Source organism: Kineococcus deserti (assembly GCF_050871945.1).
Classification (GTDB): Bacteria; Actinomycetota; Actinomycetes; order Actinomycetales; family Kineococcaceae; genus Kineococcus.
Genome location: NZ_JBJLSI010000053.1, coordinates 1 through 22,747 on the forward strand (window position 1 = coordinate 1; position 22,747 = coordinate 22,747).

Here is a 22,747-nt window from a genome sequence, read left to right on the forward strand (position 1 = left end):
GTTGACGCATCGGGCCGGTAGGTCCGGCCCGATGCGTCAACGGTCCCCACCCCGGCGGCCCCGCGGTCAGTCGCCGAGGAGCTTGCCCGGCGTGCGGTCCCCGCTCTCCGGCAGCGCGACGACGACCTTGGTCCCCCGCCAGGTCCGCCACGCCCGTCCGACCAACACGGCCAGCAACGCCCCCGCGGCCACCTCACCGGCCACGACCGCACCGGTGAGCAGGGCGTGGGGGCCCACCTGGCTCATCCGGCCCTGCCCCACGGGCCCGGAGGCCAGGGAGCACGCGATCGCGACGACGATGCCGGCGAGCAGCCCGCTCAGCGCGGCGCTCGCGCACCGGTGCAGCAACCCGGCCACCGGCTGCGCGCGCCGGGCCTGCAGCCACCACGCTCCCGCGCCGGCCAGCACGGGCACCGCCAGCGCCGCCAGCGCCAGCGCCGGCGTGGCGCCGGGGGCCGGCAGCGCACCGAAGACGGGGATCGTGGGCAGGACCTCCAGCGACGTCCCGCCGGGCGCGACCGAGGTCCCCGTCCCGACGGCGAAGCCCGTCCCGCTCGTCCACGCCAGGCCCCAGACCGCGAACGTCGGCAGCAGCAGCGCCTGCCCCAGCGTCAGCAGCACACCCCCGAGCAGTCCGGGTTGCAGCGCCTCGTGCAGGGCCAGGACGTCGGCACGGCCGTGCACGAGGGCGGCGGCCAGGACGAGTGCTCCGGCGCCGAGGAGCCCCGCGCACGCGGTCACCGCCGGCCGCCACGCGGCGACGACGAACGGCGCGACGCCGGAGGGCAGGCCGGGGCGGTGGGCCCACAGGGCGACGAGCCCGCCGGTCCCGGCGACGAGGCACCCGCCCAGCAGCGACGTCCCGAGCCCGGCGGCGCCGACCCCGCTGCGCGAGACCGCCGCGACCAGCAGTGCCAGGACGCCGTAGCCGGCGGTGAACACGCCGAGGCCGCGCCAGAAGGGAACGCCGCGGTCGGACTCGACCTGGTCGCGCAGCCACATCCGGACGGCGCGACGGGCGGACCACACGGCCAGCAGGGTCAGTCCCAGCGGGGCGATGCCGACGCTGCCGCCGACGATCGCGACGGAGGCGCCGTGCGCCAGCAGCCACAGGTCCGCGCCCACGCGCGCGACGGCGGCCAGGGAGGAGGTGGAACGCACCGAGGCGATCCAGCCGACGACGCACAGCGCCACCAGCGGCACCAGCACCGTCAGGACGGCGCGGACGGCGGCGGACAGCAGGGGCAGCAGGTCGGCCACGGAGGCCTGGGCCTGGCGGGACGAGGGACGGTCGGCGCGTCGTGCGGCGGGCCGGTCGGTGGAGGCAGACATCACCGTCGATGCTCCCCTGTCGGGCGCCGTTCTGGGCGCACCGACACCCGCCCGGAACGCCGCGTCGCCTCCCCGGGGTCGATCACCGACCGCGGGGAGGCGACGAGGACCGACCGCGCCTCAGAGGCTCTGGAAGATCTCCCGGGCCAGCGCGGCGGTCTCGGACGGCGTCTTGCCGACCTTGACACCGGCCGCCTCCAGGGCGTCCTTCTTGGCCTGGGCGGTGCCGGCCGAACCGGACACGATGGCGCCGGCGTGGCCCATCGTCTTGCCCTCGGGGGCGGTGAACCCGGCGACGTAGCCGACGACCGGCTTGGTCACGTTGGCCTCGATGAAGGTGGCCGCGCGCTCCTCGGCGTCGCCGCCGATCTCACCGATCATGACGATGACGTCGGTCTCGGGGTCCTCCTGGAAGGCCTGCAGCGCATCGATGTGCGTGGTCCCGATGACGGGGTCACCACCGATGCCGACGGCCGAGGAGAACCCGATGTCGCGCAGCTCGTACATCATCTGGTAGGTCAGCGTGCCCGACTTCGAGACCAGGCCGATGCGGCCGGCCTTGGTGATGTCGGCCGGGATGATCCCGACGTTCGACTTCCCGGGGCTGATCAGCCCCGGGCAGTTCGGGCCGATGAGCCGGGTCTTGCCGGACTTCTCGGCGAGCGCGTAGAACTCGGCCGAGTCGTGCACCGGGACACCTTCGGTGATGACGACGACGAGCGGCGTCTCGGCCTCGATGGCCTCCACGACGGCGCCCCCGGTGAACTTGGCCGGGACGAAGATGACGCTGACGTCGGCGCCGGTGGCCGCGCGGGCCTCACCGACCGAGCCGAACACCGGGACCGCGACGGGCTGGCCGTCGGCGCCGGTGAAGTCGACGGACTGGCCGCCCTTGCCGGGGGTCACCCCGCCGACGATCTGCGTGCCGGAGGCCAGCATGCGCTGGGTGTGCTTGCGGCCCTCGGAGCCGGTCATCCCCTGGACGAGGACCTTGCTGTCGGAGTTGATGAAGATCGACATGGCTCAGGCCTTCCCGCTGGCGAGCTCGGCGGCCTTGTCGGCCGCCCCGTCCATGGTGTCCACGACCGTGACGAGGGGGTGGTCCGCCTCGGCGAGGATGCGCCGGCCCTCCTCGACGTTGTTGCCGTCCAGGCGCACGACGAGCGGCTTGGACGCCTCGTCGCCGAGGATGCCCAGGGCGGAGACGATGCCCTTGGCGACCTCGTCGCAGGCGGTGATGCCGCCGAAGACGTTGACGAACACGCTCTTGACCTGCGGGTCGTTCAGGATGACGTCCAGGCCGTTGGCCATGACCTGCGCGGAGGCGCCACCGCCGATGTCGAGGAAGTTCGCCGGCTTGGTGCCGCCGTGCTTCTCCCCGGCGTAGGCGACGACGTCCAGGGTCGACATGACCAGCCCGGCGCCGTTGCCGATGATCCCGACCTCGCCGTCGAGCTTGACGTAGTTGAGGTTCAGCGCCTTGGCCTTGGCCTCCAGCGGGTCGGCCGCGGCGGCGTCGACGAACTCGGCGTGCGCCGGGTGGCGGAACTCGGCGTTCTCGTCCAGCGTCACCTTGCCGTCCAGGGCGACGATGTCCCCGGACTCGGTGCGCACCAACGGGTTCACCTCGACGAGCGTGGCGTCCTCGGCCTGGAACACGCCCCACAGCTTGACGATGACCTCGGCGACCTTCGCCTGCAGCTCGGGCGCGAACCCGGCGGCCTTGACGATCTCGTCGGCCTTGGCGGCGTCGATGCCGACCTCGGCGGCCACGGGCACGCGGGCCAGGGCCTCGGGCCGCTCGACGGCGAGCTGCTCGATCTCCATGCCGCCCTCGACGCTGCACATCGCCAGGTAGGTGCGGTTGGAGCGGTCGAGCAGGACCGAGAAGTAGAACTCCTCGGCGATCTTGGCGCCCTCGGCGATCATCACCTGGTGGACGGTGTGTCCCTTGATGTCCATGCCCAGGATCTCGCGGGCCTTCTCGGCCGCCTCGGCCGGGGAGTGCGCGAGCTTGACGCCGCCGGCCTTGCCGCGGCCTCCGGTCTTGACCTGCGCCTTGACGACGACGGTTCCGCCACCCATGGCCTCGGCGGCCGCCTGGGCCTCCTCCGGGGTGGTCGCGACCCTGCCGTCCAGCACGGGTACGCCGTGCGCGGCGAACAGGTCGCGCGCCTGGTACTCGAAGAGGTCCACCAGTGTTCCTCGTCTTCCTCGTCTTCGGTCGGAAGTGACTTGCCGTGCCGACGAGCACCAGTCCAGGATCACTGGTCGGGCGTCCACGTCGGCCGGCACCGGGCGGGTCCGACACTAGTCCCGGGCACGGCTCCGCACGTGAGCGCCCCGGGAGATGCCCGTCACACTGCGGTCACCGGGTGTCAGCCGGCACCGGCGGACCCGGGAGCGGTGGGTGCGCGCTGGGTGCACAGTGGGCCCGTGCACGTCGTCGTCATCGGAGCCACCGGCCACATCGGCAGCTACCTCGTCCCCCGTCTGGTCCGCGCCGGCCACCGGGTGAGCGCGCTGAGCCGCGGCACGCGTGAGCCGTACCACCCCGATCCGGCCTGGCGGCAGGTCGAGGCGCTCGTCGCCGACCGCGAGGCGGAGGACGCGGCGGGGACGTTCGGCGCCCGCGTCGCGGCGCTGGAGCCCGACGCCGTCGTCGACCTCGTCTGCTTCACGGTGGACTCGGCGCGCCGGCTCGTCGAGGCGCTGCGCCCGACCGGCGCGTTCCTGGCGCACTGCGGGACGATCTGGGTCCACGGCCCGGCCGCCGCCTCACCGCTGCGCGAGGACGACCCGCGCGAACCGTTCGGGGAGTACGGGACGCAGAAGGCGGCCATCGAGGAGTTCCTGCTCGCCGAGACCCGCTCGGGCGGTCTGCGGTGCACGGTCGTGCACCCGGGGCACATCAGCGGACCGGGGTGGCCCGTCATCACGCCGCTGGGCAACCTCGACCCCGACGTGTGGCGGCGCCTGTCGACCGGCGCCGAACTCCTCGTGCCCGGGCTGGGCCTGGAGACGATGCACCACGTGCACGCCGACGACGTCGCCCAGGTCTTCGACCTGGCGCTGGCCGATCCGGCGGCCGCGGCGGGTGAGAGCTTCCACGCCGTCTCCGACCGCGCCCTGACCGTCCGGGGTTTCGCCCGGGCCGCCGCGGGCTGGTGGGGCCGGCAGGCGCAGCTGCGGCACGTGAGCTGGGAGAAGTTCCGCGCCGCGACCGGCGAGCACGCCGAGGCCAGCTGGGAGCACCTGTCCCGCAGCCACAGCGCGAGCACGGCCAAGGCGCGCGAGCTCCTGGGCTACGCGCCGGGGTTCACGTCGCTGCAGGCGGCGCGGGCCGCGGTGGAGGCGATGGGGTTGCTGCCGGGCTGACCGCGCCGGCGCAGCGGGAGCCCACCGGGTGGGTCCGCCGCCCGTGGAACGATGGTGTCCGTGACGGACGACCCGCTGGACAACCCCGTCTGGGCCGCCCTGGAGGGCGTGCACGCGGACCTGGCCGAAGGCACCGGGAAGGGCCGGCGCTACCCCGGGGACGTCTCCCCCTTCTGCGGGCTGGCCGACCAGTCCTCGCCGGAGGCGTGGGCCGACCTGGCCGACCTGGCCGGGCCGGGCGCCGAACTGCTCGTGCCCGCGCTGGCGGTGCGCCCCCCGGCGGGTTTCGAGGTGACGTCGAGCCTGCCCGGGGTGCAACTGGTGGCGACCGGGGCCTTCGTCTCCGGCACCTCCCCGCTGGTCGTCGAACTCGGCCAGGACGACGTGCCGGACATGCTGGACCTGACCGCGCGCACGCAACCCGGGCCGTTCCTGCCGCGCACCCGGCTGCTGGGCCGGTACCTGGGGGTCCGCGAGGACGGCAGACTGCTGGCGATGGCCGGCGAGCGCCTGCGGCTGGGCCCGGCGACCGAGATCAGCGCCGTGTGCACCGACCCGTCGGCCCGGGGCCGTGGTCTGGCCACGACACTGGTGCGCGCTGTGGCGCACGGGATCCGCGAACGCGGGGAAACCCCGTTCCTGCACGCCGCGACGCACAACACCGGCGCGGTGCGGCTCTACGAGAACCTGGGTTTCTCGCTGCGCCGGGCCGTCGACTTCGCCCGGGTCCGCACGCCCTGAACCCCGCCGGTGTCCTCGCCCACCGCGACCGCGCGAGGCCGCCTCAGCCGTCCTGGCGCGGCCACCAGGCGGGCAGCAGCTGCTGGATGCGGCGGGCGGTGGCGTCCACGTCGTCGTCCTCGCCGTCCGCCCACCCCGCCAGGACCGCCACGAGCCCGCCCGCGAGGTAGCGGACGAACTCCGGCGGGGTGTCGGCGGGCGCGACGCCACGGTCGATCCACACCCGCACCGCGAGGTCGGCGCGCCGCGCGAGGGCGTCGGTCAGCGACCGGCGGAACCCGGCGTCGGCGTCGGACCCGAACAACGCGCGGAACGTCGTGCGGTGCTCGGCGACGTACTGCAGCTGGCCGCGCAGGGAGTCCTGGTAGCGGCCGGCCGCCTCGGGGTCGCCCAGGCCGCCCAGCTCGTCGGTCGGCACCTCCGCGAGCCGGTCGACGAGCTCGGTGAACGCCTCGGAGGCCAGGGCACGCTGGTCGGCCCAGTGCCCGTAGAAGGTGGCCCGGTTGACCCCCGCGCGGCGGCACAGCTCGGCGACGGTCAGGTCGGCCAGCGGGCGCTCGGCGAGCAGGGCGAGCAGGGCGTCGATCAGCAGCCGGCGACTGCGCAGCGCTCGAGGCTCCCCCGACTCCGCGGCCAGCCGGCTGGCGCGCGGGGCGGCAGCTTCTGCGGTCACGACACCATCATGACCTGGATCACACGTCCTAGACTGCCGTCGTGGCGCGTTTCGTGGAAGTCCACCCGCAGAACCCCCAGCCACGGGCGGTCGCCCAGCTGGTGGCGATGCTGCGGGACGACGCGCTCATCGCCTACCCGACCGACTCCTGCTACGCCCTGGGCTGCCGGCTCGACAGCCACACCGGCGCCGACCGGATCCGCCGCATCCGGCACCTGGGCGAGCGGCACCACTTCACGCTGGTGTGCGCCGACTTCGCCCAGCTCGGGCAGTTCGTGCACCTGGACAACGTCCAGTTCCGCGCGGTGAAGGCGGCCACGCCGAACCCGTACACGTTCGTCCTGCCCGCCACCAAGGAGGTTCCGCGCCGGTTCGCGCACCCGAGGAAGAAGACCGTGGGGGTGCGCATCCCCGACCACCCGTTCGTGCGGGCGCTGCTGGCCGAACTGGGTGAGCCGCTGCTGTCCAGCACCCTGCTGCTGCCCGGGCACGAGGAACCCCCGACCGACGCCTGGGCCGTCAAGGAGGAGCTCGACCACGTCGTCGACGCCGTCGTCGACGCCGGGGACTGCGGCACGGAGCCGACGACGGTCGTCGACTGGTCCGAGGGCTACCCCGAGGTGACCCGCGTCGGCGCGGGCGACCCGGACCGCTTCGGCTGAACCCACCGCGTCACGGTTGGCGCCGGAACGCGCCGGGTAGGGGTGGGGTGGAAGCCGTCCCGAGCCACGGAGGAACACGTGAGCCAGCCCAGCCAGCAGCAGGAACCGCCCGGCACCACCGCAGCGATGGACCCCAAGCCCGACCACGGCGAGTCGTCGTACAAGGGCAGCGGCAAGCTCACCGGCAAGGTCGCCATCATCACCGGGGCCGACTCCGGCATCGGCCGCGCCGTGGCCATCGCCTACGCCCGCGAGGGCGCCGACGTCGTCATCAGCTACCTGTCGGAGGACGAGGACGCCCGCGAGACGGCGCGCTGGGTCGAGGAGGCGGGCCGCAAGGCCGTGCTGGTACCCGGTGACGTCTCCGAGTCCGCGCACTGCCGCGCGATCGTCGACCGCTGCGTCGCCGAGTTCGGCAGGGTCGACGTCCTGGTCAACAACGCCGCCTACCAGATGAGCCACGAGACGCTGGAGGAGATCAGCGACGAGGAGTGGCTGTACACGCTGAACACCAACCTCAGCGCCTTCTTCTACCTGAGCAAGGCCGCCCTGCCGCACATGGGGCCGGGCTCGTCGATCATCGGGAGCAGTTCGGTCAACTCCGACAACCCGAAACCCACGCTCATCCCCTACTCGGTGACCAAGTCCGGGATCGCGAACATGTGCGCGTCGATGGCGCAGCTGCTCGGCGAGAAGGGAATCCGGGTCAACAGCGTGGCGCCCGGCCCCATCTGGACGCCGCTCATCCCCGCGACCATGCCGCCCGAGCAGGTGGAGAGCTTCGGGCAGCAGGCCCCCCTGGGACGCCCTGGGCAGCCGGCCGAGCTCGCTCCGGTGTACGTCCTGCTCGCCTCCGACGACGGCAGCTACGTCTCCGGGGCGCGCGTGGCCGTCACGGGTGGCACACCGATCCTCTGAGGAACCGCGGGACCCACCGGCACTGACGGCCGGAAACGGCGCCGTCACCGTGAGTGCCGGTACCGGCCGTTCCGCCGTCTCGAGAGGCGGAGTCGGCGGTTTCGTGGCAACGTTTCGGCGCGCTGGAGGAGCGGTCCCGCTCCTCGTGCACCAGGCCGGCGAAACCTCATCGGCTGCTCGAACTGGAGGTACACGTGACCGTCACCGGCATCATCACCGCAATCGTCGTGGGTCTGATCATCGGCGCCCTGGCGCGCCTGATCCTGCCCGGCCGGCAGAACATCTCCATCCTGCTGACCATCCTCGTCGGGATCGTCGCCGCGCTCATCGGCACCGCGCTCGCCCGCGGGATCGGGCTCGCGGACACCCGCGGCTTCGACTGGATCGAACTGATCTTCCAGGTGGTCCTCGCCGCGATCGGCGTCTCCGCCGTCGCGTCGATCCGCGGCCGCAGCCGCCGCTGATCCCGGCGGACCGAGGTGCTGTCGCCCGTCCTGTTCACCCTGGCGGGCGCCAGCGCCCTGGTCGCGGCAGTGCTGCCACGGGTGGTGGACCGCCTGCCGGTCAACCTGCCGATGGCCTTCCTGGGCGCCGGGGTCCTGCTGGGCCTGGTTCCCGGGCTGCCCTCGGTGGACCCCCTCGAGCACGAGGAGGCGACCCAGCACGTCACCGAACTCGTCGTCATCATCTCGTTGATGGGGGCGGGCCTGGCCCTGGACCGGGCCGTCGGGTGGCGTCGCTGGGCCTCCACCTGGCGGCTGATCGCCCTCGCGATGCCGCTGACGATCGCCCTGGTCGCCCTGGCCGGGTGGTGGATCGCCGGGCTGCCGCTGGCCGCGGCCCTGCTGCTGGGCGCCGTCCTGTCCCCCACCGACCCCGTCCTGGCCGGCGACGTCCAGGTCGGCGAACCGGCCGACGAGGAGGGCACCGAGGACGAGGTCAGGTTCGCCCTGACCAGCGAGGCCGGGCTCAACGACGGAGCGGCCTTCCCGATCGTCCACCTGGCCGTGGTGCTGGCGACGACGGGGCTGTCCACGGTGGCGCTGCGCGACTGGTTCCTCGAGGACATCGCACTGCGCGGTGTCGTCGGCGTGGCCTGCGGCCTGGCGATCGGCTGGCTGCTCGGACGCCTGTTCTTCCACTCCCCGCTGCCCTCGCTGCGGCTGGCCGACCAGGCCGAGGGTTTCACCGCGCTGGCCGTGACGTTCCTGGCCTACGGGGTCACCGAACTGCTGCACGGGTACGGGTTCGTGGCCGTCTTCGTGGCCGCCTGCACGATCCGCTCGGCCGAGCGCGCCCACGGGGCGCACCGGGTGGCGCACCAGTTCGTCGAGCAGGTCGAGCGGATGCTCACCTCCTGGTTGCTGCTGCTGCTGGGTGCCGCCCTCACCGACGGGCTGCTCGAGGCCCTGACGTGGCAGCTGGCCCTCGTCGGCGTGCTGCTGGTCGTGCTGATCCGGCCGGTCGTCGGCTGGCTCAGCCTGGTGCGGACCCCCGGCGGCCCACGGGAGCGCTGGGTCATCGCCGTCTTCGGGGTGCGCGGCATCGGATCGCTGTTCTACCTGGCCTACGCCCTGGGCGAGGCGGACTTCCCCGCCCGCCCGTTGTGGGCGGCGGTCGGTTTCACCGTCGCGCTGTCGGTGCTCGTGCACGGGTTCACCGCGGCACCGGTCGTCGGTGCGCTCGACGCGGCCCGCGTCCGCAACGCACCGTCCCGCCGCGACACCGACGTCGCCGACACCCACCTGTGAGGCGTCCTCACCACCCGAGCGTCCCCGGCCCGCCCTTGAACGGCCCGGTCACCTCCGACGTGATCCACCCGCCGTAGAAGTCGCCCTCCTGGGCGAGGACCACCTCGTCGTCGAGCAGGCAGCGCACCGCCGAGGGGTAGAACGCGAGCGCACCGGCGAGTTCGGCGTACGCCGCCGTCGGCCGGGGGTAGGTCCACGCGGCACGCGGGCGCACCACCGCGCCCTCGGCGTCCAGGAGGTCGACGTAGGACGCCCGCCCCTTCCACTCGCACCAGCTCGACCCGGCCCCCGGACGCACCGCCCCCTCGGGCAGCGCGTCCGCCGCCACGTAGTACGTCGGCGGGTGGGAGGTCTCCAGGACCCGCCAGGCGCGGGGCACGTCCGACGGCGGCAGGTCGACGAGCAGCCGGCCGGCGGGATCCAGGATCCGCACCCGCCGGCGGGCCGGTTCCAGCCGCGGCGGACGGGGGTAGTCCCAGCAGGATTCGCTCACCGCCCCAGCCTGGAACCGCCCCGGGCCCCCCGCCAGCTCGGCCGGTCAGCCGCGGAACTCGGCCGGGCCCGGGGGTTCGGACCGTTGACGCGTCGGGCCGGACCTACCGGCCCTTTGCGTCAACGGTCCCCCACCGGGCGACCCGGCCCACGCGGCCAGGACGGCGTCGCTGATCCGGTCCAGCGAGGGGGACCGGATCCGCCACCGCTGCCAGTGCAGCGCGACGTCGACCCCACCACCGGGGTCCAGGTCGAAGCACTCCCCCGGGCCGAACGCGGCCACCTGCTCCGGCAGGATCATCCCCCAGCCGAACCCCCGGCGGACCGCCTCCCCGAAGTCCGAGGTCGAGGGGACGTGGTGCCGCGGCGGGGCGGGGTTCCCGAAGCGCCGCAACCACCTGTCCTGCAGGTCGTCGTCGCGGTCGAAGACGACCACGGGCGCACGCTGCAGCGCCTGCGCGTCCACCCCGTCGGCGAACCAGCGGCGGGCGAACCCGACGCTCGCGCACGGCTGGTAGTGCACCGTCCCCAGCGGCACCGAGGAGCACCCGCCGACGGGTACCGCCTCGGTCGTCACGGCGGCCACGACGGTGCCCTCCCGCAGCAGCTCACCGGTGCGTTCCTGGTCCTCCCGGCGCAGGTCGAAGCAGTACTGCCCGGCCAGCGGCGCGAGCGCGGCGAGGAACCACGTCGCCAGGGAGTCGGCGTTGACGGCGATCGGCAGCACCGGCATCCGCCGGCCCGCGTCGATCTCCCACGAGGCGTCGGCCGCGAGCAGCTCCACCTCCCGGGCCAGCCGCAACACCGTGCGCCCCGCCTCGGTGGGACGCACCGGCTTGCTGCGCACCAGCAGCACCCGGCCGGCCGACGTCTCCAGCGCACGGATGCGCTGGCTGACCGCCGAGGGCGTGACGTGCAGGGTGCGCGCGGCCGCCTCGAAGGTGCCCTCGGCCACCACGGCCGCCAGCGCCCGCAGCTGGGCCAGGTCGAGATCCATGAAGCCACGCTAACGTCGGCGAAGAATCCTGAGCTGGAGCCGGGGGACCGACCGCTCTAGCGTCGGGGCGTGCTCACCCTGCTGTCCGGCACCCTGTTCGGGCTGTCCCTCATCGTCGCCATCGGCGCGCAGAACGCCTTCGTCATCAAGCAGGGCGTCCGCGGGGAGCACGTGGGAGCCGTCGTCGCGGTCTGCGCGGTCAGCGACGTCGTCCTCATCGCGGCCGGCGTCGGCGGGGCCGGCGCGCTGTTCACCGCCCACCCCGCGGCGCTGACGGTCGTGCGGGTCGCGGGGGCGGTCTTCCTGCTCGGGTACGGCGCGCTGGCCCTGCGGCGGGCCTGGCGACCGGGCGCCCTGCGCACCGACGTGTCCGGCGCGCCCGCCGCCCTCGGGACGGTGCTGGCCACAGCGGCCGGGCTGACGTGGCTCAACCCGCACGTCTACCTCGACACCGTCGTCCTGCTCGGCTCGGTGGCCGCCGCCCACGGCGCGGCGCGCTGGTGGTTCGCCGCGGGGGCGGCGCTCGCGAGCCTGGTGTGGTTCACCGTCCTGGGTCACGGGGCCCGGCTGCTGCGGCCGGTGTTCGCGCGACCGTCCGCCTGGCGGGTGCTGGACCTCGGGGTGGCCGTCGTCATGACCGTGCTGGCGGTGCAGCTGCTGCGGGGGCTGTGAGCGCCGCCCGCGCGTCGGCCGGCGGCACCCCGGTGTCCCGCAGGGCCAGCACGGCCGCTCCCAGCAGGCCGTCGTCTGCCGCGGCGACCTCCCGCCCGGCCAGGGCCTCGCGCAGCGCCGGCGACCACGCCGACCCCTCGATCCCGCGCCGCCAGACGCTGCCGCCCACCACCAGCGGGCCGGGCCCGGCGACCGCGCGGACCAGAGCCGCGAGCTCGTCCTGGGCCGCGGCGACGATGCCCGCGGCGACCGCGTCCCCGGCGCCGGCGGCGGCGAAGCAGTGCGGTGCGAGACGCGCCAGCGCGACCGGGTCGGCCGCGTACACGACGTCGACGAGCTCCCCGAGCACGAACGGGCGCCCCTCGCGGGGCCGGCGGTCGTCCACCAGTTCCAGCGCGGCCAGCACCGCCGGGGTCAGCGCCGTCGCCGGACCCGTCCCGTCCAGGTCGTCGACCACCGCCCGGGCCACGAGCCGCCCGATCCAGAACCCCGAGCCGGCGTCGCCCAGCAGCCAGCCGTTCCCGCCCACGGCCCGCACCAGCTCCCCGCCGGCCACCCGCGCCGCCACGGACCCGGTGCCGGCGATGAGGCCGGCGCCCTCGTCCTGCGCGGCGGCGGAGTAGAACATCGCCAGCAGGTCCGACACCCGCCGCGGCGGGTGCGCCAGCCCGAGGTGCCGCCCGATCTGCGCCGCCGTCAGCGGCCGGTCCGAGCCGGCCGCGGCCAGGACGGTTCCCGCCACGGCGGTGACGGGACGCCCGGCCCGGGCCAGCGCCTCCTCGACGGCCGCGCGCCACGCGGCGAGCGCGGCTGGCACCCCGACCGCCGTGGGGTTGCCGGGTCCGGCCACGGCGCGGCCCAGCGGTTCGCCGGTGGGCGCCAGCACCAGCGCCCGGGTGGTGCTGCCGCCCGCGTCCAGCGCCAGCAGCACCCCGCTCACTTCAGGCCGCCCGCCGAGACCGATCCCTGCAGCCGCCGCTGGAACACGAGGTAGACCACGAGCACGGGCACGATCGTCGTCACCGCACCCGCGAACAGCGCCCCGAAGTCGACGTCGTAGCCCGCGGCGCTCTGGAACGCCGCCATCCCCTGGGTCAGGACGTAGTTGTCCCGGTCGGAGTTCAGCACGACCGGCAGCAGGTACTGGTTCCACAGCCCGACGAAGTTCAGGATCGCCACCGAGGCCAGACCGGGACCGGCCATCGGCAGCATCACCTGGAAGAACGTCCGCCACTCGCTGGCCCCGTCGATCGAGGCGGCCTCGGCGATCTCCCCCGGCAGCTCCTCGAAGAAGCTCAGCAGGAAGAACACCGTGAAGGGGTAGGCGTAGGTGGCGTAGCTGAGGATCAGCCCGGGCAGGGTGTTGAGCAGCCCGACCTGCTGCAGGATGAAGAACAGCGGCACCACGGCCAGGAACACCGGGAAGGTCAGGCCCGCGACGACGAGGTTGCGGATCAGCGTCCGGCCCCGGAACGAGAAGCGGGCCAGGACGTAGGCGGACATCGCCCCCATGACCATCGTCAGCACCAGCGCGCAGGCCACGACGACGACCGAGTTGAAGAAGTACGACCCGATGCCCGCGGACCGCCAGGCGTTGACGTAGTTGTCGAACCGCCACTGCGCCGGCAGCGCGAACGGCGAGGCGAAGATCTCCCGCGTCGTCTTGAAGCTCGACAGCAGGGTCCACAGGAACGGCAGCAGGACGAGCGCCGACCAGATCCCCAGCACGGTGTGCGAGCCGACCGCCACCGTCCGCTCCCCCGACGGGCCGCCTCGGGGGGCGCGCGGGGCCGTCGCCGGAGGGCTCCCCGCGGCCCGCGCCGGGCTCGCGACGTCGTGCCCGCTCACGACAGCACGCTCCCGCGCCCGGGTGTCCGCGACCGCCGCTCCAGCAACCGCCCGACCCCGAAGACGAGGCCGATGAACGCGAACGTGAGCAGGGCCAGCACGACACCCATCGCGCACGCCAGCCCGAACCGCCCGTCGCGGAACGCGGTGCTGAAGATCTGCTGGGTGATGACCAGGGTGGAGTTCCCCGGGCCGCCGTCGGGGTTCAGCGCGGCGAGGAACACGAAGGCGTCCAGCGCGAAGATCCCCAGGTAGACGTACGCCGTGCGGATCGAGCCGGCCGTCCCCGGGGCCGCGATGGAGACCGCCGTGCGGAACCGGCCGGCCCCGTCGAGGCGGGCGGCCTCGAAGATCTCCGTGGGGATGCCGCGGATGGCCGCCACGAACAGCACCATGTAGAACCCGACGAACGTCCACACGATGACGACGATCGTGGCCGCCATCGCCGTCGACGGGTCCCCCAGCCAGGCGAAGTCGGTGAACCGGTCCAGCCCGAGCCCGGTCAGGACGCCGTTGAGCAGGCCCGCGCTCGGGTCGTAGACCCGGCCGAAGACGATGCCGACGACGATGGCCGGAACCACGTACGGGAAGAACGAGACGACGCGGTAGAACGACGAGCCGGTCAGCCCGCGCACGGCCCCGGTCGAGGCCCCGCCGAACGTCAGCAGGCAGGCCAGGGCGAAGCTCAGGACGAGCGTGACCGCCGGGACGACCAGCAGCAGCACGAGGCTGTTGCCCACCGCCGTGACGAACAGCCCGTCCGAGGCGAGCCGCGCGTAGTTGTCCAGCCCCACGAACTCCTGCGTCGCGGTGAACCCGGACCAGGAGGTCAGCGAGTACCAGGCGGCCTGCGTGAACGGGTACAGGACGAACACCAGGTACAGCGCGACCGGGATGACCAGGAACACCACCACGAGGCTGACGCGGTCGAACGTCAGCCTCCGGCGCGACGCGGTCGCCGCCTTCACGACACCTCGACCTTGACGATGCTCGGGTCCTCGCGGGTCGCGTCGAACTGCTGCTGCAGACCGCTGGTGAGCCCGGCCACGTCGAGCTGGCCCGACATGAACCCGTTCCACAGGACGTTGTTCTGACTGGTGAACCCGTACACGTCGTTGAAGTTGAAGGTGAACGTGTTCTCGCCCGCCGCGTCGAGCATCGCGATCTGCGAGGCCAGGGCCGTGGAGCCGAAGGCGTCGGCGGGCACGGTGTCCTTGACGATCGTCGAGGACAGCTTGGTCTCGGCGAAGTTCGACGCGCCCTCCTTGGAGAGCATGAGCCGCAGGACCTCCATGCCGCCGGCCTTGTTCTTCGCCTGGCTCGGCACGACGAACGGCTCACCGGCGCTGGCGTGGAACGCCGCGGGCGGCATCGCGGCGCCGGCGGTGACCGACGGTGCGGGACACCCGGTCATCTGGAAGTCCGCGGCGGTCTGGCTCTTCATCTCGTTCTCGATCCAGGACCCCGACGGGTACAGGATCGCCTCCTGCGCCTGGCTCCACTGGGCCTGCGCGGCGGTGAACTGGGTGCCGGCGCCGCCGGGACGGAAGTACCCCGCCTGCACGGCTTCGGCCATCTTCGCGAACACGGCCTGCACCGCCGGCTGGCTCCACGCGTCCGCCTCGAGGTTGCCCAGGGCGATGCGGACCTCGTCGCCGCCCTCCTTGATCGCCGACTCGACGGCCAGCGTCAGGTAGTAGGAGGCGGCCTCCTTGCCCCAGCAGAACAGGTACTTGCCGGCCGACTTCGCCGCGGCCCCCAGGGCCAGGACGTCGTCCCAGGTGGCCGGCGCGGTCCAGCCGTTGGCGTCGAACAGCGTCTTGGAGTACCAGAGCCCGTAGACGGTCAGGACGTAGTTCAGCTGGACCAGCCGGCCGTCGTAGTAGCCGTCGTCCAGCATGCCCGGGTACAGGGTGTCGGCGATGACGTCCCCGTCGGTGTTCTTGGCCTCGGTCAGCGGGGTGAGGTCCTCCAGCTGGGCGGCGATGGTGGCCAGGCCGATGGCGTTGGCACCGGAGTTGTCCAGCAGGTCCGGCGGGTTCCCGCCGACGAACCGGGGCTGCATCTCCTGGGCGATCTGGGTCGAGGGGGCCACGGTGAGTTCCCCGCCGTGCAGGTCGGTGTAGGTCGCGGCGACCGCGGAGACGTAGTCCGTGCCGTACCCGCCGTCGAAGATGACGGCCTCGACGGCGGCGCCATCGGCGACGCCGAAGGGGTTGTCGTCGCTGACCTCCCCGGTGGGACCGGCGTCGGGCTCCTCGCTGCCGCTGCCACCCGCGGCGCACGCGGCGGTGCCGACCGGCACGAGGGTGCCGGCCAGCGCCAGGCCCAGGAAGCGGCGGCGGTGCAGTTCTCGGGTCTCGCTCACGGTGTGTCCTCTCGGCTGAAGATGGGTCGTGGCTCAAGCACTGCGGCGCAGGCGGTTCCCGTAGCGGGCCTCGATCGCGAGGTTGCGGTCGTGCCCACCGGGGACGTTGGCCGAGACGTACAGGGGCGCCTCCTGCCCCCGCGCGGTCAGGGCCGTGACGGTCCCGATCGTCAGGAGCTGCGCGAGGTGGGCCGCGGTCAGCGAGGACACCGCACCGACCGCGACGTCGGCGACGGTGGACAGGGTCGCGTCGCCGTAGGGGGCGAGGTTGTCCAGGACGACGTCGGCGATCTCGGACAGCCGCTTCCCGCTGGGGTGCTTGGGCTCGACGGCGCGGGTGTGCTCCAGGCTGGTGACGGCGATCACCGGGTGGCCGTGCTCCGCGGCCAGCAGCGCCAGCCCCACGACCGAGCCGTTGACGCCGGAGTTGGACGCGATGACGAACACGTCCCGGGGGTCGCGGACCACGGTGTCGAAGACGTCCCGGGCGATCGCCGGGTCGCGTTCCAGCGGTGGTTCCCCGGTGAGTTCGGAGATCGCGTGGTTCCCGAACAGGGCGGCGTCGCGCAGGGCCACCTTGTTCGTGGGGATCAGGCCACCGGCGCGGCCGGCGATCTCCATGGCGAAGGCCTCGGAGTGCCCGGTGCCGAAGGCGTGGACGACCCCACCGGAGGCGATGCAGGTGGCGAGCAGGTCGACGGCGCGGTCGAGCCCACCGGAGGCGGCCAGGGCGGACAACCGGGTGAGCCGGTCGACGACCTCGCGCTGGAACTCCTCGACGTGTTGCGGAAACGCTGGCACAGGGGATCTCCTGAGTCGTTGATTCACCCACGACCTCGCTGGTTGCATGGATGGTTCACTCACCGGCGCCGGGTGTCAAGGCTCGTTCCCGTCACGTTCGTGTTGCGGCCGAGGCGTTGCCGCGCGGTGCTAGCCTCCGGGAAACGCAGGCCGGTTCCCCCATCCAGTTCCCGAGGAGGTGGCGGTGACCACGAACACTGCGGCCACGAGCACCGCGGATCCCGTGCAGCGGATCCTCGCCGTGCAGTCCGAGCTCCCACCCTCACTGCGCAAGGTCGCCGACTTCGTCCTGCGGCACCCCGACCTCGTCGAGCGGTGCTCGGCCGCGGAACTGGCCCGCCGCGCGGGAACCTCCCAGGCCGCCGTCACCCGGTTCTGCCAGACCATCGGCCTGGAGGGGTACCAGGGGCTGGTGCTGCTGATGGCCCGCGAGCAGGGGCGCCGCTCCGGCGACGGGGTCTGGGGCACCGCCGAGATCGGGCCGGACATCGGGCCGGACGACGACCTCGAACGGGTCGCGGCCGTCGTCGCCGCCGCCGACGTGCGCAGCCTGCAGGACACCGCCCGGCGCCTGGACCTGGACGCGGTCGAGAAGGCGGCGCAGGCCGTCGCCCGCGCGCGCCGGGTCGACGTCTACGGCGTGGGCGGCAGCGCGGCGATGGCCGCCGAGACCGACGCCCGGTTGTTCGGGATCGGGGTTCCGGTGCGGAACTGGACGGAGGTGCACGCGGCCACGACGTCCGCGGCCCTGCTGACCGCCGCCGACGTCGCGATCGCCATCTCGGTCTCCGGGGCCACCCGCGAGGTCGTCGAGCCCGCCGAGCTGGCCGTCCGCCGCGGCGCGACGACGGTGGCGGTGACCGGGGACCCCGCTTCCCCCCTGGCCCGCCTCGCCGACGTCGTGCTGACCGCCGCGCCCGGTGGTACGACGTTCCGGGAGGGACCGTTCGCCGCCCGGCACGGGCAGTTGCTGGTCGTGGACTGCCTGTACGTGCGGGTGGCGCAGCTGACGTTCTCCCGGGCCAGCGCCGCGCGGGCGCTGACCGACCACATCCCCGGCGACCACGTCGTGCGGCGGTCCCGGAGGCGGACGCGGTGAACCTCGACGTCCTGGCGCAGGTGCGCCCGTCGGCGCGCCAGCTGCGCTGGCAGCGGTCGGGGTTCCACGGCTTCGTGCACTTCGGCGTGAACACCGTCACCGACCGGGAGTGGGGAACCGGCCACGAGGACCCCGCGATCTTCGACCCGCCCGACGTGGACGCCGGTCAGTGGGTCGATGCCATGGCCGCGGCGGGGATGGGCGGGGTGGTCCTGACGGCCAAGCACCACGACGGGTTCTGCCTGTGGCCCAGCGCGCACACCGCGCACTCGGTCGCCGCGAGCCCGTGGCGCGGCGGTCGGGGCGATCTCGTGGCCGAGGTCGCGACGGCCTGCGCGGCGGCCGGTCTGCGGTTCGGGATCTACCTCTCGCCCTGGGACCGCGCCGACGCCCGGTACGGCACCGGCCGCGCCTACGACGACTACTTCGTCGCCCAGCTGACCGAACTGCTGACCGGCTACGGCGAGGTGTTCTGCGTCTGGCTGGACGGCGCGAACGGCGAGGGCCCGGACGGGCGACGGCAGTTCCACGACTGGGACCGCTACCACCGGGTGGTCCGGGACCTGCAGCCGCAGGCGGTCATCGGCGTGTGCGGGCCGGACGTGCGCTGGTGCGGCAACGAGGCCGGTCACGTCCGCGCCGACGAGTGGAGCGTCGTGCCGCACGAGCTGCTCGACGCCGAGTACACCGCCTCGAAGTCCCAGCAGGCCGACGACGGGCGCTTCTCCCGCCGGGTGCGCTCGGACCAGGAGGACCTCGGCAGCCGCGACGCACTGGCCGGGTACACCGGGGAGTGCGTCTGGTACCCCGCCGAGGTGAACACCTCCATCCGCCCCGGCTGGTTCCACCACCCCGCGCAGGACGACCAGGTCCGGTCCGCCGGTGAACTGTTCGACCTGTGGCGCGGCGCGGTCGGCGGCAACGCGGGTTTCCTGCTCAACGTCCCGCCCACGGCGCAGGGCCGGCTGGCCGCCCCCGACGTCGCGGCCCTGCGCGGGCTGGGCGGACTCATCGCGCAGCACCGGGCCGCCGACCACGCTGCGGCGGCGACCGCGACCGTCTCCAGCGGCGACGGCTCTGCGCTGGCCGGTGAGCCGGCACCGGAGCGCGCGCCGTGGCGCCCGGACGACGACCGGCCCCGCCTCGTCCTGCAGTTCCCCGGGGCCTTCACCTGCCGGTCGGTGGACCTGTGGGAGGACATCGCCTCCGGCCAGCGGATCGAGGAGTTCTCGGTGGTGCTGCACCGCGACGGCCGGGAGGTCTGGCGCGGCGGTGCCGGGGTCGTCGGTCACCTGCGGATGCTCGACGTGCCCGACGTCGAGACCGACCGGATCGTGGTGACCCTCGAGCGGTTCCGTGCCCGGCCGGCGCTGCTGGGGGTCCGCACCGTCGCCGGTGCTGCGCGGCGCCGGCCGTGAGCCCCACCGCTACCGTCGAGCAGGTGCTCCCCTCCTCACGCCCGGCGCGACTGGCCCTGACCGGCGGCGGGTACCGCGCGGGTCTGCTGCTGGACCTGTTGCGCCGGCTGCCCGGGCAGTTCGAGGTGACCGGTGTCCTGGCCCGCAGCGACGCCACGGCCGCGGCGGTCGCGCGGCGGGGACTGGACGTCCACCGCGACGTGGCGGGGTTGCTGCGCGCCCGTCCGGACGTCGTCGTGGTCTCGGTGCCGGCCTCGGCGGCCCCCGGGCTGGTGCTGGACCTGCTGGAGCGGGGCGCGGCCGTCGTGACCGAGACACCGCCGGCGGCCGACCTGGACGCGCTGCGGGCCCTGTGGAACGCCGCCGGCCCGGCCCGGCGCGTGCAGGTGGCCGAGCAGTACCTGCTGTTCCCGCACAACGCCGCGCGCGCCGAGGTGGTCCGCCGGGGCCTGCTGGGCGAGGCCACCTCGGTGCAGGTCTCCTCGACGCAGCTGTACCACGCCACCTCGATGGTCCGCGGGCTGCTGGGCGTGGGTGCCCGGCCGGCGCGGGTGGTCGCCACCGCGACGACGGCCCCGCTGGCCGACCCGATCACGCGGGCCGGCTGGACGGGCAGCACCGGACCCCGGCCGCAGGTCACGACGATCGCGACCCTGGACTTCGGGGACGGCCGCAGCGCCCTGTACGACTTCACCCAGACCCAGACCCGCAACCCGCTGCGGACGCGGCGGATGGTCGTGCGCGGCAGTTCGGGGGAACTCGTCGACGACCGCCTCGTGCGGCTGACCGGCCCGACCACCGTCGTGACGTCGTCCATCGAACGGCGTCAGACCGGGCTGCAGCAGGACGTGCAGGGTTTCGACCTGGACCACCTCGCCCTGGACGGGCAGGTGCTGTTCCGCAACCCCTACCCCGGTGCCCGGCTGAACGACGAGGAGATCGCGGTCGCCACCCTGCTGCAGCGCGCCGCGGCGTGGGCGCGCGGCGACGGTCCCCCGCCGTACCCGCTGGCCGAGGCCGCCCAGGACCACCTGCTGGGTCTGGCCATCGCCTCCTCGGTGACCACCGGCGGCCCGGTGGTCACCACGCGCGAGGCGTGGGCGGACCAGCTGGAGTGACCGGTCGCACTGGGCGACTGTGCACCGAAGTGCTCGATCACGACGAAGGGACCGCCCGGAACCCGCCGTGATCAAGCACTTCGGTGATCAAGCACGATCGTGTCGCGCGAGTGGGGTCAGAGCTTCTCGACGGGGGCGTAGCGCAGCAGCAGGCGTTTCGTGCCCTCGGAGCGGAAGTCGATGTGCGCGATGGTCTTGTCGCCCTCGCCCTCGATCCGCACGACCGTGCCGACGCCGAAGGAGTCGTGCGTGACGCGGTCGCCGGCGTTGAGGGAGATGACCGGGCGGCTGCCCGCCGAGCGCACCCCCGGCCGCTGCGCGACGCGCGAGGACGCCGTCGGGGAGGACACGTTCTGGAACGACGACTCCCCGCGCTTCCAGTCCACCAGCGTTCCCGGGACCTCGTCGAGGAAGCGCGACGGCGGGAACTGCTGCGGGGCCCCCCACGCGCTGCGCACGGCCGACCGCGACAGGTACAGCCGTTCGCGCGCCCGGGTCAGCCCCACGTAGGCCAGCCGGCGTTCCTCGGCCAGCTGGTCGGGGTCACCCAGGGAGCGGGAGTGCGGGAAGGTCCCGTCCTCCATGCCGGTGAGGAACACGACGGGGAACTCCAGCCCCTTGGCCGTGTGCAGGGTCATCAGCGTGACGACCCCCTCGTCCTCGGCCCCCTCGGGGATCTGGTCGGCGTCGGCGACCAGCGAGACCCGTTCCAGGAAGTCCGACAGCGTCCCCTCGGGGTCGTCCTCGGCGAACTCCTCGGCCACGGCGACGAGTTCGGCGAGGTTCTCCACCCGCGACTCGTCCTGCGGGTCCGAGCTCGCGCGCAGTTCGGCCAGGTAACCGGTCTGCTCCAGGACCGCCTCGAGGACGACGGCCGGTGAGGCGCCGGACTCGGCCAGCGTGCGCAGGTCGGCGATCAGCTGGGCGAAGCCCTTGATCGCGTTGAGGGAGCGGGAGACCAGCCCGATCGCCTCGTCGGCGCGTTCGAGGGCGCTGTTGAAGCCGATCCGCTCCCGTTCGGCGAGCACCACGATCGCGGCCTCGGCGCGGTCGCCGATGCCGCGCTTGGGGGTGTTCAGCACCCGGCGCAGGTTGACCGTGTCGTCGGGGTTGTCCAGGACGCGCAGGTAGGCGACGGCGTCCTTGATCTCGCGCCGCTCGTAGAAGCGGGTGCCGCCGACCACCTTGTACGGCAGCCCGGTGCGGATGAACACCTCCTCCAGCGAGCGGGACTGGGCGTTCGTCCGGTAGAACACCGCGACGTCGCCGTACCTGACCTGCTCGTGGTCGTGGAGGCGGTCGACCTCCTCGGCGACGAAGGCGGCCTCGTCGTGCTCGTCGTCGGCGACGTACCCGACGATCTTCTCCCCCGCCCCCGAGGCCGTCCACAGGTTCTTGGGCCGGCGGTCGGCGTTGAGCTTGATGACCTCGTTGGCCGCCGTGAGGATGTTCTGCGTCGAGCGGTAGTTCTGCTCCAGCAGCACCGTCGTGGCGTCGGGGTAGTCCTGCTCGAACTCCACGATGTTGCGGATCGTCGCCCCGCGGAACGCGTAGATCGACTGGTCGGCGTCGCCGACGACGGTGAGCTCGCCGCGCGGGACGGGCCCCTCCCCCGTCCCGACGAGTTCCTTGACCAGCACGTACTGGGCGTGGTTGGTGTCCTGGTACTCGTCCACCAGGACGTGCCGGAACCGGCGCCGGTAGTGCTCGGCGACGTCGGGGAAGGCCTGCAGCAGGTGGACGGTCGACATGATCAGGTCGTCGAAGTCCATGGCGTTGGCCTGGCGCAGCCGCTGCTGGTACATCCGGTAGGCCCGGGCCAGGACCCGCTCGGTCTCGTTGCCGGACTCGGAGTGGGCGCGGTCGAAGAACGTCTCCTCGTCGACGAGCTCGTTCTTCAGGTTCGAGACCATGGCCGACATGGCGCGCGGCGCGTGCTTCTTGGGGTCCAGCTCCAGCTCGCGCCCGACCATCGCCATGAGCCGCTGGGAGTCGGCGGAGTCGTAGATCGAGAACGAGGTCCGCATCCCGAGGTGGTGGGCCTCGCGGCGCAGGATGCGCACGCACGCGGAGTGGAACGTCGAGACCCACATGCTGCGCGCGCCCATGCCCACGACGTCGCCGACGAGCGCCGCGACACGTTCGCGCATCTCGGCCGCGGCCTTGTTGGTGAACGTGATCGCCAGGACCTGCCCCGCGGTGGCGCGCTCCTCGGCCAGCAGGTGGGCGATGCGGTGGGTGAGCACCCGCGTCTTGCCCGACCCGGCACCGGCCACGATCAGCAGCGGGGTCCCGGAGTGCACGACGGCCTGGCGCTGCTGGGGGTTCAGCCCGACCAGCAGGGCGGCCGGGTCGAGCCCGGACCGGCGCGGGGGGGGGGGGGGGGGCGGGGGCGGGGGGCCCGGGGGGGGGGGGGGGGGCGGCTCCGCGGTTGCCGGCGCGGGACCCGCGGCAGTTCCCCCCGGCAGGTAGACATAAG

General features: G+C 73.6%; 22 protein-coding genes. 10 read left to right on the forward strand and 12 right to left on the reverse strand.

Annotated elements, in window-relative coordinates; translation table 11 throughout:
- Positions 1-66 precede the first annotated feature (66 nt).
- The 3 genes from ACRYR2_RS23970 to sucC form a co-directional block, all read right to left on the reverse strand.
- Complete coding sequence (locus ACRYR2_RS23970; protein ID WP_432565416.1) at positions 67-1,332, reverse strand: cell division protein PerM; 1,266 nt, start codon at positions 1,330-1,332, stop codon at positions 67-69.
- Between the two features lie 120 nt (positions 1,333-1,452).
- Positions 1,453-2,352: a succinate--CoA ligase subunit alpha gene (gene sucD, locus ACRYR2_RS23975; protein ID WP_432565418.1), complete on the reverse strand. Its 900-nt coding sequence runs from the start codon at positions 2,350-2,352 to the stop codon at positions 1,453-1,455.
- Positions 2,353-2,355: 3 nt separating this feature from the next.
- A complete protein-coding gene (gene sucC, locus ACRYR2_RS23980; RefSeq protein WP_432565420.1) occupies positions 2,356-3,528 on the reverse strand; it encodes an ADP-forming succinate--CoA ligase subunit beta in 1,173 nt (390 codons plus the stop codon).
- Between the two features lie 240 nt (positions 3,529-3,768).
- Between sucC and ACRYR2_RS23985 the strand changes: the two genes are divergently transcribed.
- Both ACRYR2_RS23985 and ACRYR2_RS23990 read left to right on the forward strand, forming a co-directional pair.
- Positions 3,769-4,710, forward strand: coding sequence for an NAD-dependent epimerase/dehydratase family protein (locus ACRYR2_RS23985; RefSeq protein WP_432565422.1), 942 nt, complete (start codon positions 3,769-3,771; stop codon positions 4,708-4,710).
- A 51-nt stretch (positions 4,711-4,761) separates the two neighbouring features.
- Positions 4,762-5,451, forward strand: a complete 690-nt coding sequence (locus ACRYR2_RS23990; RefSeq protein ID WP_432565424.1) for a GNAT family N-acetyltransferase — start codon at positions 4,762-4,764, stop codon at positions 5,449-5,451.
- 43 nt (positions 5,452-5,494) lie between these two features.
- Here the strand turns inward: ACRYR2_RS23990 and ACRYR2_RS23995 are convergent, their stop codons facing one another.
- Positions 5,495-6,124, reverse strand: coding sequence for a TetR/AcrR family transcriptional regulator (locus ACRYR2_RS23995; RefSeq protein WP_432565426.1), 630 nt, complete (start codon positions 6,122-6,124; stop codon positions 5,495-5,497).
- A 41-nt stretch (positions 6,125-6,165) separates the two neighbouring features.
- Between ACRYR2_RS23995 and ACRYR2_RS24000 the strand changes: the two genes are divergently transcribed.
- The 4 genes from ACRYR2_RS24000 to ACRYR2_RS24015 all read left to right on the forward strand — a co-directional run bounded on the left by ACRYR2_RS24000 (position 6,166) and on the right by ACRYR2_RS24015 (position 9,455).
- On the forward strand, positions 6,166-6,786 hold the full coding sequence (locus ACRYR2_RS24000; RefSeq protein WP_432565428.1) for an L-threonylcarbamoyladenylate synthase: 621 nt from the start codon (positions 6,166-6,168) through the stop codon (positions 6,784-6,786).
- Between the two features lie 78 nt (positions 6,787-6,864).
- Complete coding sequence (locus tag ACRYR2_RS24005) at positions 6,865-7,704, forward strand: SDR family oxidoreductase (protein ID WP_432565430.1); 840 nt, start codon at positions 6,865-6,867, stop codon at positions 7,702-7,704.
- A 194-nt stretch (positions 7,705-7,898) separates the two neighbouring features.
- Complete coding sequence (locus tag ACRYR2_RS24010) at positions 7,899-8,168, forward strand: GlsB/YeaQ/YmgE family stress response membrane protein (RefSeq protein ID WP_432565432.1); 270 nt, start codon at positions 7,899-7,901, stop codon at positions 8,166-8,168.
- Between the two features lie 15 nt (positions 8,169-8,183).
- Positions 8,184-9,455: a cation:proton antiporter gene (locus ACRYR2_RS24015; RefSeq protein WP_432565434.1), complete on the forward strand. Its 1,272-nt coding sequence runs from the start codon at positions 8,184-8,186 to the stop codon at positions 9,453-9,455.
- A gap of 7 nt (positions 9,456-9,462) precedes the next feature.
- Here the strand turns inward: ACRYR2_RS24015 and ACRYR2_RS24020 are convergent, their stop codons facing one another.
- Both ACRYR2_RS24020 and ACRYR2_RS24025 read right to left on the reverse strand, forming a co-directional pair.
- Positions 9,463-9,948, reverse strand: coding sequence for a DUF427 domain-containing protein (locus tag ACRYR2_RS24020; protein ID WP_432565436.1), 486 nt, complete (start codon positions 9,946-9,948; stop codon positions 9,463-9,465).
- Positions 9,949-9,993: 45 nt separating this feature from the next.
- On the reverse strand, positions 9,994-10,944 hold the full coding sequence (locus tag ACRYR2_RS24025; protein ID WP_432565438.1) for a LysR family transcriptional regulator ArgP: 951 nt from the start codon (positions 10,942-10,944) through the stop codon (positions 9,994-9,996).
- Between the two features lie 69 nt (positions 10,945-11,013).
- On the opposite strand from ACRYR2_RS24025, the gene ACRYR2_RS24030 reads away from it, so the two are divergent.
- Entirely contained in the window at positions 11,014-11,616 is a 603-nt protein-coding gene (locus tag ACRYR2_RS24030; RefSeq protein WP_432565440.1) for a LysE/ArgO family amino acid transporter, read from the forward strand.
- Here the strand turns inward: ACRYR2_RS24030 and ACRYR2_RS24035 are convergent.
- The 5 genes from ACRYR2_RS24035 to ACRYR2_RS24055 are packed head-to-tail and all read right to left on the reverse strand — an operon-like array spanning position 11,576 to position 16,633.
- Entirely contained in the window at positions 11,576-12,547 is a 972-nt protein-coding gene (locus ACRYR2_RS24035) for an N-acetylglucosamine kinase (RefSeq protein WP_432565442.1), read from the reverse strand. The genes ACRYR2_RS24030 and ACRYR2_RS24035 overlap by 41 nt on opposite strands.
- Before the next feature lie 5 nt (positions 12,548-12,552).
- Complete coding sequence (locus tag ACRYR2_RS24040; RefSeq protein ID WP_432565444.1) at positions 12,553-13,464, reverse strand: carbohydrate ABC transporter permease; 912 nt, start codon at positions 13,462-13,464, stop codon at positions 12,553-12,555.
- Complete coding sequence (locus tag ACRYR2_RS24045; protein WP_432565446.1) at positions 13,461-14,432, reverse strand: carbohydrate ABC transporter permease; 972 nt, start codon at positions 14,430-14,432, stop codon at positions 13,461-13,463. The genes ACRYR2_RS24040 and ACRYR2_RS24045 overlap by 4 nt, the downstream gene beginning before the upstream one ends.
- Positions 14,429-15,832: an N-acetylglucosamine/diacetylchitobiose ABC transporter substrate-binding protein gene (ngcE, locus tag ACRYR2_RS24050; RefSeq protein WP_432565447.1), complete on the reverse strand. Its 1,404-nt coding sequence runs from the start codon at positions 15,830-15,832 to the stop codon at positions 14,429-14,431. Before ngcE ends, ACRYR2_RS24045 begins: the two co-directional genes overlap by 4 nt.
- A gap of 33 nt (positions 15,833-15,865) precedes the next feature.
- Complete coding sequence (locus ACRYR2_RS24055; protein WP_432565448.1) at positions 15,866-16,633, reverse strand: sugar isomerase domain-containing protein; 768 nt, start codon at positions 16,631-16,633, stop codon at positions 15,866-15,868.
- A gap of 184 nt (positions 16,634-16,817) precedes the next feature.
- On the opposite strand from ACRYR2_RS24055, the gene ACRYR2_RS24060 reads away from it, so the two are divergent.
- Genes ACRYR2_RS24060 through ACRYR2_RS24070 form a run of 3 tightly spaced genes read left to right on the forward strand, consistent with a single transcriptional unit; the run spans position 16,818 to position 20,268 of the window.
- Positions 16,818-17,732 (forward strand): MurR/RpiR family transcriptional regulator, encoded by a 915-nt coding sequence (locus ACRYR2_RS24060; protein ID WP_432565449.1) that lies wholly within the window; start codon positions 16,818-16,820, stop codon positions 17,730-17,732.
- Positions 17,729-19,150, forward strand: a complete 1,422-nt coding sequence (locus ACRYR2_RS24065; protein WP_432565450.1) for an alpha-L-fucosidase — start codon at positions 17,729-17,731, stop codon at positions 19,148-19,150. The genes ACRYR2_RS24060 and ACRYR2_RS24065 overlap by 4 nt, the downstream gene beginning before the upstream one ends.
- 23 nt (positions 19,151-19,173) lie before the next feature.
- Complete coding sequence (locus tag ACRYR2_RS24070) at positions 19,174-20,268, forward strand: Gfo/Idh/MocA family oxidoreductase (protein ID WP_432565451.1); 1,095 nt, start codon at positions 19,174-19,176, stop codon at positions 20,266-20,268.
- A gap of 116 nt (positions 20,269-20,384) precedes the next feature.
- Here ACRYR2_RS24070 and pcrA read toward each other — a convergent pair whose 3' ends face one another.
- Entirely contained in the window at positions 20,385-22,736 is a 2,352-nt protein-coding gene (gene pcrA, locus ACRYR2_RS24075) for a DNA helicase PcrA (RefSeq protein ID WP_432565452.1), read from the reverse strand.
- Between the last annotated feature and the right edge of the window lie 11 nt (positions 22,737-22,747).